The organism is Bradyrhizobium sp. SSBR45G, assembly GCF_030159255.1.
GTDB lineage: Bacteria > Pseudomonadota > Alphaproteobacteria > Rhizobiales > Xanthobacteraceae > Bradyrhizobium.
The window spans coordinates 142542-156833 of record NZ_BSCT01000004.1 but is presented as its reverse complement, the minus strand read 5'-3'; the positions used below and the strand labels follow the sequence as shown (position 1 = coordinate 156833).

The 14292-nt window shown below is 64.2% G+C and carries 8 protein-coding genes and 1 pseudogene; 4 read left to right on the top strand and 5 right to left on the bottom strand.

All coding sequences use genetic code 11. The features are described 5' to 3' along the window. Positions 1-307: 307 nt before the first annotated feature. Genes ku through QQL87_RS07210 form a run of 3 tightly spaced genes read left to right on the top strand, consistent with a single transcriptional unit; the run spans position 308 to position 2178 of the window. A complete protein-coding gene (gene ku, locus QQL87_RS07220; protein ID WP_284417691.1) occupies positions 308-1240 on the top strand; it encodes a non-homologous end joining protein Ku in 933 nt (310 codons plus the stop codon). Next, on the top strand, positions 1237-1563 hold the full coding sequence (locus tag QQL87_RS07215; protein WP_284417690.1) for a hypothetical protein: 327 nt from the start codon (positions 1237-1239) through the stop codon (positions 1561-1563). The genes ku and QQL87_RS07215 overlap by 4 nt, the downstream gene beginning before the upstream one ends. A 6-nt stretch (positions 1564-1569) precedes the next feature. Further along, positions 1570-2178 carry a cell envelope biogenesis protein TolA gene (locus QQL87_RS07210; protein WP_284417688.1) on the top strand — a complete coding sequence of 203 codons (609 nt, stop codon included), beginning with the start codon at positions 1570-1572 and terminating at the stop codon, positions 2176-2178. 15 nt (positions 2179-2193) lie between these two features. Here QQL87_RS07210 and QQL87_RS07205 read toward each other — a convergent pair whose 3' ends face one another. Together QQL87_RS07205 and QQL87_RS07200 are read right to left on the bottom strand one after the other, a co-directional pair. After that, a complete protein-coding gene (locus QQL87_RS07205; protein WP_284417686.1) occupies positions 2194-2457 on the bottom strand; it encodes a hypothetical protein in 264 nt (87 codons plus the stop codon). Between the two features lie 127 nt (positions 2458-2584). After that, positions 2585-3186, bottom strand: a pseudogene (locus QQL87_RS07200) (SOS response-associated peptidase family protein). Between the two features lie 136 nt (positions 3187-3322). On the opposite strand from QQL87_RS07200, the gene QQL87_RS07195 reads away from it, so the two are divergent. Further along, entirely contained in the window at positions 3323-3814 is a 492-nt protein-coding gene (locus tag QQL87_RS07195) for a very short patch repair endonuclease (RefSeq protein ID WP_349817265.1), read from the top strand. Here QQL87_RS07195 and QQL87_RS07190 read toward each other — a convergent pair. The 3 genes from QQL87_RS07190 to QQL87_RS07180 are packed head-to-tail and all read right to left on the bottom strand — an operon-like array spanning position 3789 to position 14291. Further along, complete coding sequence (locus tag QQL87_RS07190; protein WP_284417684.1) at positions 3789-9656, bottom strand: DEAD/DEAH box helicase; 5868 nt, start codon at positions 9654-9656, stop codon at positions 3789-3791. The two genes, QQL87_RS07195 and QQL87_RS07190, sit on opposite strands and share 26 nt — an antisense overlap. Continuing rightward, positions 9649-11742: an AAA family ATPase gene (locus QQL87_RS07185; RefSeq protein WP_284417683.1), complete on the bottom strand. Its 2094-nt coding sequence runs from the start codon at positions 11740-11742 to the stop codon at positions 9649-9651. The genes QQL87_RS07190 and QQL87_RS07185 overlap by 8 nt, the downstream gene beginning before the upstream one ends. Next, the gene (locus tag QQL87_RS07180) at positions 11739-14291 is read right to left on the bottom strand and encodes a hypothetical protein (RefSeq protein ID WP_284417682.1); all 2553 of its coding nucleotides are present in this window, start codon (positions 14289-14291) and stop codon (positions 11739-11741) included. Before QQL87_RS07180 ends, QQL87_RS07185 begins: the two co-directional genes overlap by 4 nt. Position 14292: the final 1 nt, after the last annotated feature.

Sequence of the window (14292 nt, the reverse complement as noted above, 5' to 3'; positions counted from 1 at the left end):
GGCACCCGCAGGAGGGTCAGCATAGCGGCCGCCGCGCGAGCGGAGGGACCCGGGACCGAGTGCAGTCGCGAGACCGGATAAAAAGGCACCCGCGCGAAGGCAGCATAGCGGCGCCGCAGTAAAGCGGAGGCGGCCTTCGCGCGAGTGCCTCCGGCGAGCGACACAATACCCGGGGGTTTGATGGACGAAGGCTCTTCCGTCCCAATTGGGTTGAACGTCAATTCCCCTGCTCGCCGTAACGGCGTCGGAACCCACCCCGTCCAAACGTCTTGAATCCGGACCGCTTCAACCCTGGAGTTCCGCGTAAATGGCCCCCCGCGCCAACTGGAAAGGCTTCCTGCGTCTGTCGCTCGTCACGTGCCCGGTAGCCCTCTACCCAGCCACGTCCGAGTCCGAGAAGATCTCGTTCAACCAGCTGAACAGGCAGACCGGCCACCGTATCAGGTACGTGAAGGTCGACGCTGACACGGGCGAAGAGGTCCCTAACGAGGACATCGTCAAGGGCTATGAGCTCGAGAAGGGCCAATACATTGAGGTCTCGAAGGAGGAGCTCGAGGAGATCGCCCTTGAGTCCACGCGCACGATCGAGATCGACGAGTTCGTGGACAAGGCGGACATCGACCCGCGCTATCTGATCCGCCCCTACTACCTGCGTCCCGACGGCAAAGTCGGTCACGATGCCTTCGCCGTGATCCGCGAGACCATCCGGGAGATGAACAAGGTCGCGATCGGCCGGATCGTGCTCACCAACCGCGAGCACATCATCGCGCTCGAACCGATGGACAAGGGCCTCGTCGGCACGCTGCTCCGCTATCCCTATGAAGTGCGATCGGAGCAGGAGTATTTCGAAGAGATCCAGGACGTGAAGATCACCAAGGACATGCTGGATCTCGCGCGGCACATCGTCGAGCAGAAGGCTGGCACCTTCGCGCCAGAGAAGTTTGAGGACCACTATGAGACCGCGCTGATCGACCTGATCAACCAGAAGCGTGCGGGCAAGACGATCCGCCCCAAGGATCGGCCGAAGGGCGAGAATGTCGTCGATCTGATGGAGGCGCTGCGGCGGTCGGTCGGGCAGAAGGCACCACCGACGGAGGCGGCTGCTAAACCGGCGAAGAAGCCGAAGAAAGCTGCCGCCGGGCAGAAGGAGATGCTGATGCCGATCGCGGGAAAGAAGACCGCCGGCAAGGAGGCGTCGGCGAAGAAGCAGGCATCCGGCCGGCAGCGGAAGTCGGCTTGAAGTATCCCGTAACTCCGGATGGACGCTACTTCGTCGTCCGCGGCCGCCTCTGGCGCATGACCGATCCTGCCATCAGCGAGGACAAAAGAGCTCAGCTGACCACGCAGCTCATGTCGGCCAGGCGCGCGGTTCGGGCCGCCAAAGCTTCGAAAGATCCAGATGCCGAAGCCGCAGCCCACCGCGCCGTGGATCACGCTAAGAGAGCGCTGGGCGAGCGGGGACCGGTCTGGTGGAGCGACGGCTCGCCCGATCTGAACCGCCACATGGCACGGAACACGCCCTACGCCACGTGGTATGCTGCAGTCTCACAGTCGCCTAGGTAAGCTCCGGTGCCGCGTAAGCTGAAGACCTATCAGACCTCACTTGGTTTCTACGATCTCGCGATCGCGGCGCCCTCCATGAAGGCCGCGCTGAAGGCATGGGGCGCCGGCAGCAATCTCTTCCACCAGGGAGCCGCCACGGAGACCGAAGATCCGGACGTCGTTGCCGCCACCATGGCAAAGCCGGGCGTGGTTCTGAAGCGTCCCGCCGGGTCGACAGGACGATTTGCCGAGCAGTCCGAATTGCCCGATCTGGATCATGAGCCACGTGCTCCGAAAAGGAAGGCCAAGCGTCCGGAGGCAAAGCGGCGTGCGGCTCCAAAGGTGAGCGTTGAAGATTCGCGTAAGGCCGCCGCGCAGTTCGACCGCGAACAGCGGCGTCGAGACGCCGAGCGGCGCAAAGAGGAGGCTATCAGGGAGAAGGAACGGGCTCGGCGCGAAAAGCTGATCGCGAAAGCGCAAGCGGCGCTGGATGCCGCGCAGCGGGAGCACGATGAGCGGCTTGGGAATCTCGAAGCCGAGCGGCGCGATCTCGAGAAGCGGATTGAAGCCGAGGACTGGCGCTGGGAGGCCGAGCGGGAGAAGCTCAGAGACGCACTACGCCGCGCCCACGAATAGATCGGCCCGCCGACGTTACTCGGGCGGACACTCCGGGCAGGTATCGCCGATCGAATCCAGCACGTGGCGAACTTCCGCGACCGCATCTTCGCGAGAAACGCCAGTCGGCGGATCCTGCGTCGCGATCTGAAGGGCTCGCTCCCGCGCATGCGGGTCAGCCCGCTCCTTCGCCCAGCCATGCTCTTCGCATTCCTGGATCGCTCCCGCCTCCTGCAGCACGGAGATCGCCCAGCCGCGCAGGCTACGGATTGCCGCCCGTCGTTCCGTCGTCATCAGCATCGAAGTCGCTCCTGCTGAATGAATCCTTCCACCCGCCTGCTCGTTCCGAGCAGTTGCCGCGCAGCAGGGATTCGCAATCGTCGGGGCTCCGGCGTTTCTTACCAGTTCGGCAGGGCCACGCCGAACGCTAGCCGAAAGGCGCGGCGTCCTCTTTCGGCCCGGTCGCCACGATCTGTAGCGCGCCGTCTGGCAGCGGCCGCTGCAGCGCTTTCGCCTCGTCCCAAGGGGCGCGCAGCCAGGCGTCACACTCCACGGGAGACGTCAAGATCACCGGCATCGCCTTGGGATGTACGCGGCCGACCTCGGCGTTCGGCTCGCACGTCAGGAAGCCATAGACATCGACAGTGACCTCGCCCTCCCTCGCCTTGCGGACGGAGGTCCAATTGGTCCAGAGGCCGGCGAACGCCAGCAGCGGCCTGCTCTCGTCGGGCGCCAACCAGACTGGCACTTTCTTGCCGTCGATGGTGTCATACTTCAAAAACTGGTAAACCTAACCACGCATATATTTTCCGCACCGAGCCAGCGCGCCCAGTGTTTACGCTCACCTTGCGGATGTTGATAGTGCCGCCGTCCGGCTCCATCCGGAGCAGTTTTTTGAAGTCGACCGTCTTGCCTTTCGCCTGCAGCTCCTCGGCGCGTTGCTTCGTGGCCTGCAAGATGGCTTGGCCCGACGGACGGCACGCACCGCGCGGTCGCGAACTCCCGGCCATCGGTGCCATTGCGCACGATTGGTGCCTTGTAGCCGGGGAAGACATTAGAACATCTCCGTGTTGGCCGCTGGCAAAAAACATCTTCCGATCGGCGAACGGCGGGATTTGATGAAATAGAAACTCGCTGCTGAGGACACAGAACGACGGAGATTGACATGAGAAGACGCAGCCATCTCCGATCGTCAAGCAAAACGCCAGGCCGGAAGATGTCTCGGAAGGAAGACCCCGCTCATCGCTCCTGGACAATGGCGCAAGTCAAGTCCAAGAACACCGCCCCTGAGATGGCAGTAAGGCGAGCAGCACATGCCATGGGGCTTCGCTTTCGGCTTCATCGCTCCGATTTGCCGGGAAAGCCCGACCTGGTATTCCCGCGCTGGCGCACGGCCCTATTCGTGAACGGCTGCTTTTGGCATTCACACCAAAGCTGCGCTAGAGCGCGAATGCCCAAGACCAACGTCGAATATTGGACAAAGAAACTTCTAAGAAACGCCTTGCGTGACAGAGAGACTGGCAGGCTCCTGAAAAAGATCGGCTGGCGCTGCGCGGTGATCTGGGAATGCCAGGCAAAAGATCCCGCCAAGCTAGCCAGGATCCTCCGCCGTCTATTCGTCGCCGCCGATACTAGCTGGCGGCAACGTTCGCTATGAACGGCGGCGCAGGCGGCCTCTCGCCGGCCATTTCGAGCGCGCGCAGCGGCCGACGTTCTAGGTCGAACGTGTCGATCGGCAACGTACGGACGCCGGCGGACGCGACGCCCAGCCGAGTCAGCAGGGTCGGATCCGCGCGCCAAAGCGGATGGATGACGATTAAACGCCGATTGACGCGCTGTTGCCCATCGGTCTCGATGAGGCACGGCAGCCCCATCGGCCCTGCCGGCTCCGCTCGCCAGAACCGAGGCCGCATCGAAGCGACGGATTCCGCCAACGCATGCGCCTTCGGCAGCCAGCCCTCGAGCTCGGGATGAGTATTGAAATCCCCATCAAGGCCGCACTGAAAGCCGGGATCCGTCATCGCGCGCAGGTAGGCCAAGCCGAGCCGCCAGTCCAGCAGCGGATGATACCGTCGGTTCTGGTACTGCTGGATGCACATGTAACAGGACGTGTTGCACTGCGCCTCGTGGTCGGCGTCCATGAAGTCTACCAGCGGCCACTCGTTCTTCGCGGTCAGTATCTCCTCGATCATTCGCGCGATGTCGGGACGTCCCCCAGCGTCGGCCTGGCAAAGCCGACGGCAAAGTCCGGAGCCGTTGATCAGCGTATCGGCGATCTGCAGCAGCGGCCGACCGTGGCGCAGCCGCGGCTCTAGGGCTTCGAACTCGTCGGGCGCCACGTCGAGCTCGAGCGCGGCCTTCTGCACCAGAAGATGCGTCGCGCTGATGGCCGCCGCCCTCGCGGCGATGTGCGTTCGTTCGCCGGCCTTCGCGACGAGGTCGATGTTGAGCCGCTGGTTGAACTTCATCGCCTCGACGAAGACGGCGTCGGTGGCCTTCCTCGCGAAAAGCCCGAACTGACCCACGCCGTCGTCGGTCTTCAGGAAACGCATGTTCTTGCGGTCGATGGAGACTCCCTGGTCGATCGCCTGCATCGGCAATTGCAGGCTCTTCCGGAACTGAACCACCTCCTGGTCGGTCATGATGTCGACGGTAAAAAGCTCCTGCTCGCCCAGCTCGTTCGGGCGGCCGTCGTTCAATTGCATGATGGTCGTGCCGGCCCCGGCGTGGATCCGGATGCTGCCGACGTCCTGCGGTTTACCCTCGCGGGCGACCGTCGCGACGGTCCTGGTTGACATGATGCCGATCTCGTCGAGGTCGCCGGCCTCCGGCCTGAAGTCGGTCCTGAACGCCATCGGAGAGACGTAGTGACGGAAGTCGGCTGGAAGCAGGTCGCCGTGGCAGTCCTCGCACCGCACGGCGCCGGCTGGAGCCTCGCGCTCATGTGTGGCGGCGCCGCATGCGAGGCACGATCCCACGTACCCGTACTCGCTGATCCAACTGGTCATCGGCGGATGAACGACGATCTTGTTTCCCCGCCTTTCGGGATCGATGAGATTGCCGGTGAAGCCGACGACCTTGTGCTTCTGCTTGTCCTTGACGAGCATGCTGCCGGGCGCGAATTCGAAGATCGCCATGTCGAGGTCGCGGTCCATCGACAGCCACGACAGCTCTTCCTCGGAGCCCGCCCCTTTAGTGCGCATCTTCAGGTAGAGCTCCCGCACGCGCGTCGGCATTCCGTACATGGGCAACAGCCCCTGCTCGGCCAGGAATTGCGCCAGGCCCGCGCTGTCGCGTGGGGCTGCCTCCCTCTTTGACATGATTTCGGCGATGAGCTTCTCCGGCGTCGCCTCGGCGAAAAGCCTCTTCCGTTGAGCCGCATCGAGCACCGCGGAGTTCACGAACCCGTCCCGGATCTCCTGCGTCTGGCGCAAGCCCTGCAGCAGCCGGTCCGGCCACAACGAGCCGGCCTCGTAGAAGGGACCGGTGGGAACGTACTCTCCGTGCACATCGGGCGGCACGAGATCGTCGCCCGGGAACGGCTCGCCGCGGGTTATGCAGTCGTCCCTCACCACGGCGAAGGCGGCACGCAACCAGACCTTTCGAAGGAGCCTGTGCGGGATGGGGTCGTGGTCCACCGCAAGGAACGGAGGCGGCGGCGCGTCGCCAGTGATTGATTCCGGATGTCGGAAGTAGAAGGCGTCGTGGCTGCGACCGCGGCAGAAGGTCGTGACGAAGGAGAACGCCTGGCCGCGGCGGCCCGCGCGGCCAACGCGCTGCTGATAGTTGAACCGCTGCGGCGGCATGTTCGCCTGGTAGACCGTTTGCAGCGACCCGATGTCGATGCCAACCTCCATCGTGGTGGTCACCGAAAGCATGTCGATTTCTTCGGCGAGCCGTCCGACCTCGTTGGTCTGCCCGACGAAGATGTCCTTGAAGCGACGCAGGCGATCCGAGAAATCCTCGGTTTGTCCGCTCAGCTCCTCGCATCTCAGGCGGAAGCGCTTGATGCCCTGGCCGCTGCCGCGGACGATGCGTCGGCCGAGAAAATTCGAATCCCACAAGCTCTCGACGGTTCCGGTCTGCGTGTCCGGCAACGGAAGATGACAGCGCGTGCAGATCTGCTCGCCCCTGTGAAGATGGACGCGTTCGCAGGATTCGCATCGCCAGAACGGATCGCCGGCCTCCGCGACGCGCAGATGGAGCTTTCCGATTTCGATGACCCCGCCCTTGTGCCCGATTGCGGCGAGATCGTCGAGAACCTGCTTCAAGCCTGCGTCTACCGACGCCCCGAAGACCTTGTTGGCGAACCGCCGGACCCTGTTCCTCTGCGGCACGACGCTCGGCTTGTCCCAGGTCTGAAAGTCGTGGCGGTCGAAAAATTTGCCCTCCCGGACCCTGGTGGCGCTGGCGAACACGCGCAGCCAGGCGTCTAGCTTCCGGGACTTGTCGGTCGACTCGCGCGACAGCGACGGATACGCAAGCCCCGTCTCCTCCAGGGCGAAGAACGTGTTGGCGAAGATCACGTCCTCGACCAGCTCGTACTGGTTCTCCATGATCTTCCTCTCGAGATCGAGCCGCTGATCGGCCGCCAGATCGGGAGAAAAACGGCTGACGCCGCCGGAGCGGGCGAAGGCATTCCACCACGGCTTGTCGTCGAACTCCTCGCGCCCGACTTCGTCGAACGGATGGATGCCGAGCCCGACGAACTCGGCCGTGATGCGTGAAAGCGCGTCGCCGCGGCTGCCGTACTGCAAGAGATAGTCCAGGCGGATCTTCCTTGAGCCGAGGTCGATGTCCTTGAGCTCGTCGTCGATCTTAGTCCACTCGGCCATTCGGGCCATCATGGCTTTCATGTCGCCCTTGAGTTCGCCGAGAAGCCGCTGCCTTTCCTCATCGCTAACGTACTTCGCCTGCGCCTCCGCCAGACACTCCCGCGCGGCCGTCACCAATATCTCTCGGCGAAGGTCCCTAAGATGAAGCCGCTCGATCTCCAGCGACTGGTTGGCGGCGTCCTGCCGGCTGTCGGAAAAGACGATGCTCTTCGCCTGAGCGCCGATCGCGTGCAGCAGCTCGAATAGCTCGGTCGCGACCATCTGTGACGCCTTGCCGACGCCTGTCCTGAACGCGCGGATCGGTGAATTGGCGCGCCCGGTGCGCTTTCTGAGGGAATAGTCCGTGCCGCACTTCGGGCAGCAGAACGGCTGCGCCATTCTGAGCCGGACCTGCTTTCCCCTGGCGTTCTCCATCGCGTCGTCGGTCTGGAAATAGACGTAGCCGCCGATATGGCCGGCTGGAACGTCGTCGCGCTCGGTGACGGCTCCGGATGTCGGATCCAACGACGCCCTGTCCCAGCGGTCGTAGCCGCGCTCCGACGTCCGGGGCTCCGCCGTCTTGGGCCAGAACACCGCGAACTGCTCCCAGGTCATCTTGTCGTAGTATTCGGACCCGGTCTTCTCCGGGATGGCCTCCAGGTTCGCCGCAGAAGGCAGAAGCTCGGTGACCTTGGTGCTTCCGGAGGAGGATCCGCGCTGGCCGCCCAGCAAGAGCTCGCCGCAGGCCTCGCAGTAGAGAAGTTCGAAAAGCCGACGTCCCCGCACTTCGCCTTGGGCCGGCTTGCCGTGGGAGACGCCGCGCTCCATCGTGAGGTCCGCGATGCGGGCGCCGGCGTTTCCGAGATCGATCGATCCGAACAGGCCCTCGACATTCCGGATGAAGCCGTGGAAGCGGAAAGACGGCAGCCCCACCGGAGTCTCGGCTTCATGACCTTCGCTTTCCGGAAGCGCGCGGGCGAGCAGAAGCCCGCGAAGCGCCTTCATGGCGGTCCTTGAGCCGAAAAGCGTTTCCGCGAGCTCGTCGACTGCCGTCGCCCGCAGATTCCCCTCGACGACGCATGCGCTCGTCAGCATTTCGGCGGCGCGCGCCGAAAGCTTGGGCACGAAATCCGCGCTTGCGGCATTGAGGCCCATGGCTGCCGCGACGGACGCCAACGCGGCCTTCACTTCCTTCGTCGGCTTGACGTCCCGCACGAGACGCACGCCATCCGGATCCGAGGCGTCCACGAGCATCTCGAAAGGCGCCGTCGGAAGCGTCCTCAGCTTGACCTGATCGAGGTGGGGCTCTCCGGGCACGACGCAGTCCAGCCAAAAGCCGATGTCCTGTTTGCCGGCGTCGGCCGGGCCTTCGCTCGTGCCGTATGGCGCAAACAGATCGTGGAGGTACTGCAGACTGCGCGCCCTGTTGTCGCCGTCCAACGGGAGCGACGCGCTGGACGCGAGGACGCGAAGCTTGTGGAGCTTCTTCGGATCGTCGAGACCCAAGCGCTGCAGCAGTGACTTGATGAGGAACGATACCTCCGTGCCGGCAGACCCGCGGACGAGATGGAGCTCGTCGACGACCAAGAAAAGGTACGCCTCCGGATCGTTCGCCAGCCACTCCCGCGTCGCCTCGAAGATCTTGTCCTCGACCTCGCGCGACAGCATCGTTCCCAGCATGGAGGCGTTGGTGACGAGAATGTCCGGCGGCGCGCGGTGCATGTCCCAGCGGCTCACCATCTCGCCGCCGTCCACGGACGGAAAGATGAAGCGCGTCGCATCCGGCGCTTTCTTGCCCGCCGCCGCGGCCTTCAGGCGCTCCTCCCGGTCGTGCTCGCGTGCGGCGTCCTGGTCGCTTTCGAACCGGCGCATGTCTTCGCGGAGATGCTCGCCCCGTCTCGCACGCCTCGCCTTCTCAGCCTTATCCTGGGACTTCCGCGGATGCTTTTCGTAGCCTGTGACCGGCGTAGCGCTCGTGTACTGTCCGAAGAAGATCCTGTTTCCAGCGAACCGCTCGTCCATCACGGTGCGCGCTTCGTCGGAATCCAATGTCCGGCGCAGACGGACCATCTGGTCGTCGACCAAAGCGTTCATTGGGTACAGGATGATGGCGCGGAGCGCCTTTGGCCGCTGCTGGCTTTCGTGGCGGCGCATCGGCACGAACGCATCGCCGCCCCCCCACCATCTCTCCTGGAGGAAGCTCGGCCCGGGAGCCGGCCACGTCACCGCCTCGTTGGCAATGGTCGCGAGGATCGGCAGCATGAAGCTCTCGGTCTTTCCCGAGCCCGTGCCGGACGTGACGATTCCCGGCTGCCCGGCACGAGAGCCGCGGAAGAGCATCTCGACCTGATGGATGTACGGGTTGTACTTCGATGCACGCTTGACAGCACCCTTCGAGTTCTTGCCGTCGAACAGGCCTGACAGCGCCAACTCGACAAAAGCCTCCCGTCCCTGCTTCGACAGATGGGAGAGGCGCGGGTCGTCGATCACCTTCTCTAGCGGGTCGTCGTATTGGCGATAACGCGGAACGGGTTCGATGAATGGAGCCGTGGCGAGCGCGCCGTCAGCTTCGAGAAGCGCTCGGCGCCCAGCCGCGACATCCCCATTCGATATGCGGAACGCGGTCTCGACATACGAGATGAAGAAGTCCTTGATGCGTTCGAAGCCGCCGATTGGGTCAAGCACGCGACGGTCCTCCGTTGTCTATCAGTTTGAGATGCTTGGGCTTCGCGTCCGCGGAAAAGGAGTCCAGGACTTCCTTCAAAAACGCACCCGCATCGCCCTTGAGGATCGCTTTGGCGGTCGGCGCGAATCCGGCCAGCCATTTGGCGTTCGTGATCGACACGCGCGCGGACCCGATGAGCGCCAATGCCGCCGACTGATCGGCGGCGACGCCGGAAGCATCGACGAAGCGCAGAAAACTCTCGTCGGCCAACGACGCCACGGCGGCCGCTCCGGCGTTCCGTTCGAGCCATCCTTCTGCTCGGAAAGACAAGGGCGAACCTGCGGTCTCTGACTCGTCCTCCCCTCCGCGCGTCACACAGAGGAGAAAGCCGTTCGGAAAGCTTTTTTGCTTGCCGGCGCGCCTCAGTGTGTCGATCCAGAATTGCGCCGGCGCCAGATCGGCACGCCGGATCGCGCAGAGCCTTACGGTCGAAGTTTTCCTCACGTCGGAGAGCGCCTGCCCGATCGCCGTCGGCTCGCCGCTTCCCGGACGGCGCCAAAGATCCTCGTAGCTGATCACCGTCGGATCGCAATCGAACGCGGTAACGACGCCCGCAGCCAGCATCGACGCGAGCACATCGAGCACGTCGTCGGCCTCAGGGCCATCGACGACCGGCACACCGCCGCTCAGGATGAGGGCGGCGACGCGTGCTGCCCCTCGCCGACCTGCATCCGTGAGCAAGTGCGACTCCTTGAGCCAATCCGAAATTTCACCAACTGCCAGCGGGCGAGCCGACGGCGAAGGGCTTGTGAGCGGCATGAGCGGCCCCGCCGTCGGAGCGCTGGCGCGGTCGCCCACCTTCCGAAGCACCTGCTCCATGCGCAGGAGACGGTCGACGTCCTCCTTGCGGTCCACGGCCTCCAAGGACAGCCGGGTGATGTCGGCGTTGATAGCGTCGATCTCGCCTGCCTTGGCGCGGTTCTCGTCGAGCAGCGCGTCGCGCGAGTTCTGCAGCTCCTCGACGGCCCTCTCGAGGCTCGATCTCTTCATCTCCAAGGACGACAGCGCCGTGTCCTGCTGCGCATCCAACCTCGCCTGCAACTCCTGCAAGCTGGAGGTCTCGAGGTCACGCAGCTCCGCCTCGAGCTTCGCACCGCGTTCGCGCCTCACGGCCGCGAACTCCGCCTCCATCGAAGCTGTCAGCTCGGCGGTCAGCGCCACGCGCTTGGCCTCGACGGCGCCGGACGTCAATCGAGCGATCTCCTCATCGATGCGCGCTCTGATCGATGGATCCCGCTGGAGGACCTGCATGAAGTCGGCGACAAGCGCCGGCCGGGAGGTCACGATCTCGCCCAGGCGCCGGGATCGCGAGATCTCCTGCAACACTTCGGGATCGGGCTCCCCGGCTCCGGAGAGCAGGCTTCCGAGCCTGCCGGCGTGCGCCAGCAGCGTCGCCCCGATCGCCGCCCGCGCTTTCTGCTCGTCGTCGTCGCCGGCGAGCGCCGACCGAACGATCTGCTCGACGTATTGCGCGTCGCTCATCCAATTCGCGAGTCTGGTCTCCGGAGACTGATGGTTCTTCTCCATCAGCGAGATGGAACCGCCGGGCGTCGGAATGGCGAGAATCTTGGCTGGATCAAACGCGTACACTGGAAGCCGCGCCATGTCGGCCGCCGTGGCGCGGGTCCGTCCGTCATCCGACTTGACCATCTTCACCATGATCATTTCGTCGGCGCCGATGCGGTAAATCTTTTCGCCCACGAAATTGTCCTGCAGGCCGGTTTCGACCAGAAGCCTGCGCGCCGCCTCCGATCCGGTCATGCCGCTGAGATCTTCGAACGGAAGAAGCTTCCTCGCGGTAGGCGACACCCAACGCTGACGCCGAGGCGGTCCGTCGAGCACGGGCTTGGCGATCACCCAATCGTCCTGCTTGAGAAAGGCTCGCGCTCCGCGTAGTTCGATTTCTCCTTCCGGCGGGAATTCCGCCTGCGCTGTGTGGGTGAGATCCCGCATCACGCCGTCGACCGATTGCGCGCGCGCCTTCATGAAGACGTTGTCGCGCACCCGCGTGCATTGTCCGACCAGAAATGTGTTGCTCGCGCTCATGCGTTGCTCCGTTGCGTCGTACCGTACGGCGTCCTGCCTGAGGCGATGCGCCCGTCCGTGAAGATCAATCGTTCTGCGAACCCGCTGCGCCTCGCCGAGGCGACGGCGTCCCAGGACGGACGGAGGGTTTCCCCCGCGTCTATGGCGCCAAGCAGAAGCTTCGCGATCATCACCGCCTGGCTACGACTTGCCTCATATGCGTAGCCGCCGGACCCCGCCGGTTGCGGATTGGCCAAATTTTCATACCGCAGCCAATGCGCGATCTGGTCGGGCAGAAAGCCGTCGCGCCCGGTGCGTATCAACCGATCCGTCTCGAAGCGGTACATTGCCTTGCCGGCTTGCATGTGCGCGTCGACGATGGAGCCGCAGCGAGACACGAACATCCGATCGCGGCCGGCCATGGAGACCACGTAGACATCGTGATCGCGTCCTCCGAGATGAACCCAACGCGCGAGCCGGACGCGGGAGGGAGCGCTTTCGGAGGCGAAACGGCCCGCGTCCCACGACCAGAGGTACTCTCTTCGATAGGCCTCCAGTCGCCGCTGCGGCTCGTCAGCGAATGCGGCGGAACGCCGTCCCGGCATCGTCGGCGATTTGAGCGGCCAATCGAGCTGCTGGCGCAACCTTTCGATCGGAACGCCGGTAGCGCCCATCAGGGGAACGCTCCACGGCGACCGCATTCGCCTGAAGACGCGGCCACCGAGCGCCTTGACGGCCTGCTTGAAATCGCGACGCTGAAGCGCCGGGACGCAACCGTCCGTCAAGACGAAATCTTGGGTGCGAGATCGAAGCGGCACCAACGACGCCTGGCCCAGAATCCAAGTGCGGCCGCGATAACGCGCCCGCAGGAGCGGCGTCAGGATCGTGGCGTCCTGCAGGCTGCGCAGGAAGTCCCATGGGCTTATGTCGGCCGGAAGGATCCGTTCAAGCAGCGGAATCAGGTCGATTTCCGCCCAGCCTCTGCGCCCGCCGGCGTAGACGGCTTCGAGAAGGTCGTCGAGCGCTTCCGGAACGGAGTCCCAATCTTGGGGCGGCTCGGCCGACTGCCCGAGCATTTTGACGCTGTCGTTCCACTCGGGCGCGTCTACAAGATTTGTGGTCCTTTGGCCATCGTGCAAAAACGCGTCCGCCACGAAACGAAGCCGCGCCGCGGTGCTCGCGGAGCTCCTGAGCTCGAACGCGCCGCCGACCGCGCGCCGCGCCTTGATCGCGTACCTGTTCGGCTCGATCTCGTTGCAGACAAGCGCCGGAGCGTCGTCATCTCCTTCGGCCACGATCGTAGGCAAGCCGAGATCTGTCACGATCATCGGCAGGACCGAACGACGACCGAGCCAGTGGTGATCCGTGCGTACGCCTCCGACCACTGCCGCGCTGGAAATGATTTGCGGAAACTCACCTTTCGCAAGCAGTCGGCGGAGCGCGTCTTCCGCCCGTGCTATGGAGACCGGATCGACGGTCAGGCTCCAGTCGCCGCTGAGCCGAAGCGCGCCTAGCTTCGTGCCGACCGCTGCCGTGAGACGACTACAGAGACCGACCTTCACTTCGCCGCGGCAATCGGAAAACCTGGGCACGGCGCTCCATCGGGACGTGCCGATGCGCTTGAAGACGATATATCCGACGTCCGCCACTTTCTGCAGGTTTGACGGGCCGAGCCTCGCGATCGCCGCCACGGCCAATTGCAGCGTTGCATGCACGCTCGCGAGGTCTGACTTGTCGGCGACGTCGACCCTGAAGTTAAGCAGACCATCTTCGTCGGGATAGACCTCCAAGGAGGCGTTAATCGGCATCTGCACATTCCGCGCGGACGCGACCGACAACACCAGCTTCCAAAATCGGTGGTCTGCAAGCGAACGCTGATCCTGCCCGTAAGCGGCGTAGAATTCGTCGAAGGCGTCGTGAAGGCCTTTCGACGCGTTCGAGCGGTCGACTACATTTCGCAGGCCCGCGAGCATCGCCTTCTCGTCGGACGCGATGCCAGGATTATCGTCGAAGAAGTTCCCTAGGAACGTGCGGTCGCGTCGCGACGGAAACGACAGCCGCAACGTGTAACCGATCTGAACCCAGCCGTCCGCATCGGGCAGAACGAGCTTTCGGAACGGCTTTCCCGCCTTTACCTGCCGCGCGAGCCAATCCCGCAACGACCTCCACATGGTGGCGACGCCGGTGAGTTTCGAGAAGGATCTGTCTACGCCGAGGAATGCGGCGAGCTTCGGCCTGAATTCGGCGGCCCCAACGCCGTCCCGCTGGCTGTCGACGAAGATCGTCAACGCAAGGTACGCAAAGCAGCCGGGGCAGTTGGGCGCGAGCTTTCTGTCGAAACTCCCATCCTCCAGGGCGGAGTATAGGCTCCAGTCGGCCAGCAGCGCTTTTTTGAAGGACAGTACTGCTCGATCGCCGGCGGAAGCGTCCAAGCCTACCGCCATTGCGAGCGTTTCCGGACTAATATCGAATGACCTGATCGGACCGACGCCCTCGCCCGCCGCGGTCAAGAAGCGCCGCGTCAGCGCGGCTTCCCAATCGGCCAGGCTGGTGGGCAGGTCTTCGCGCATC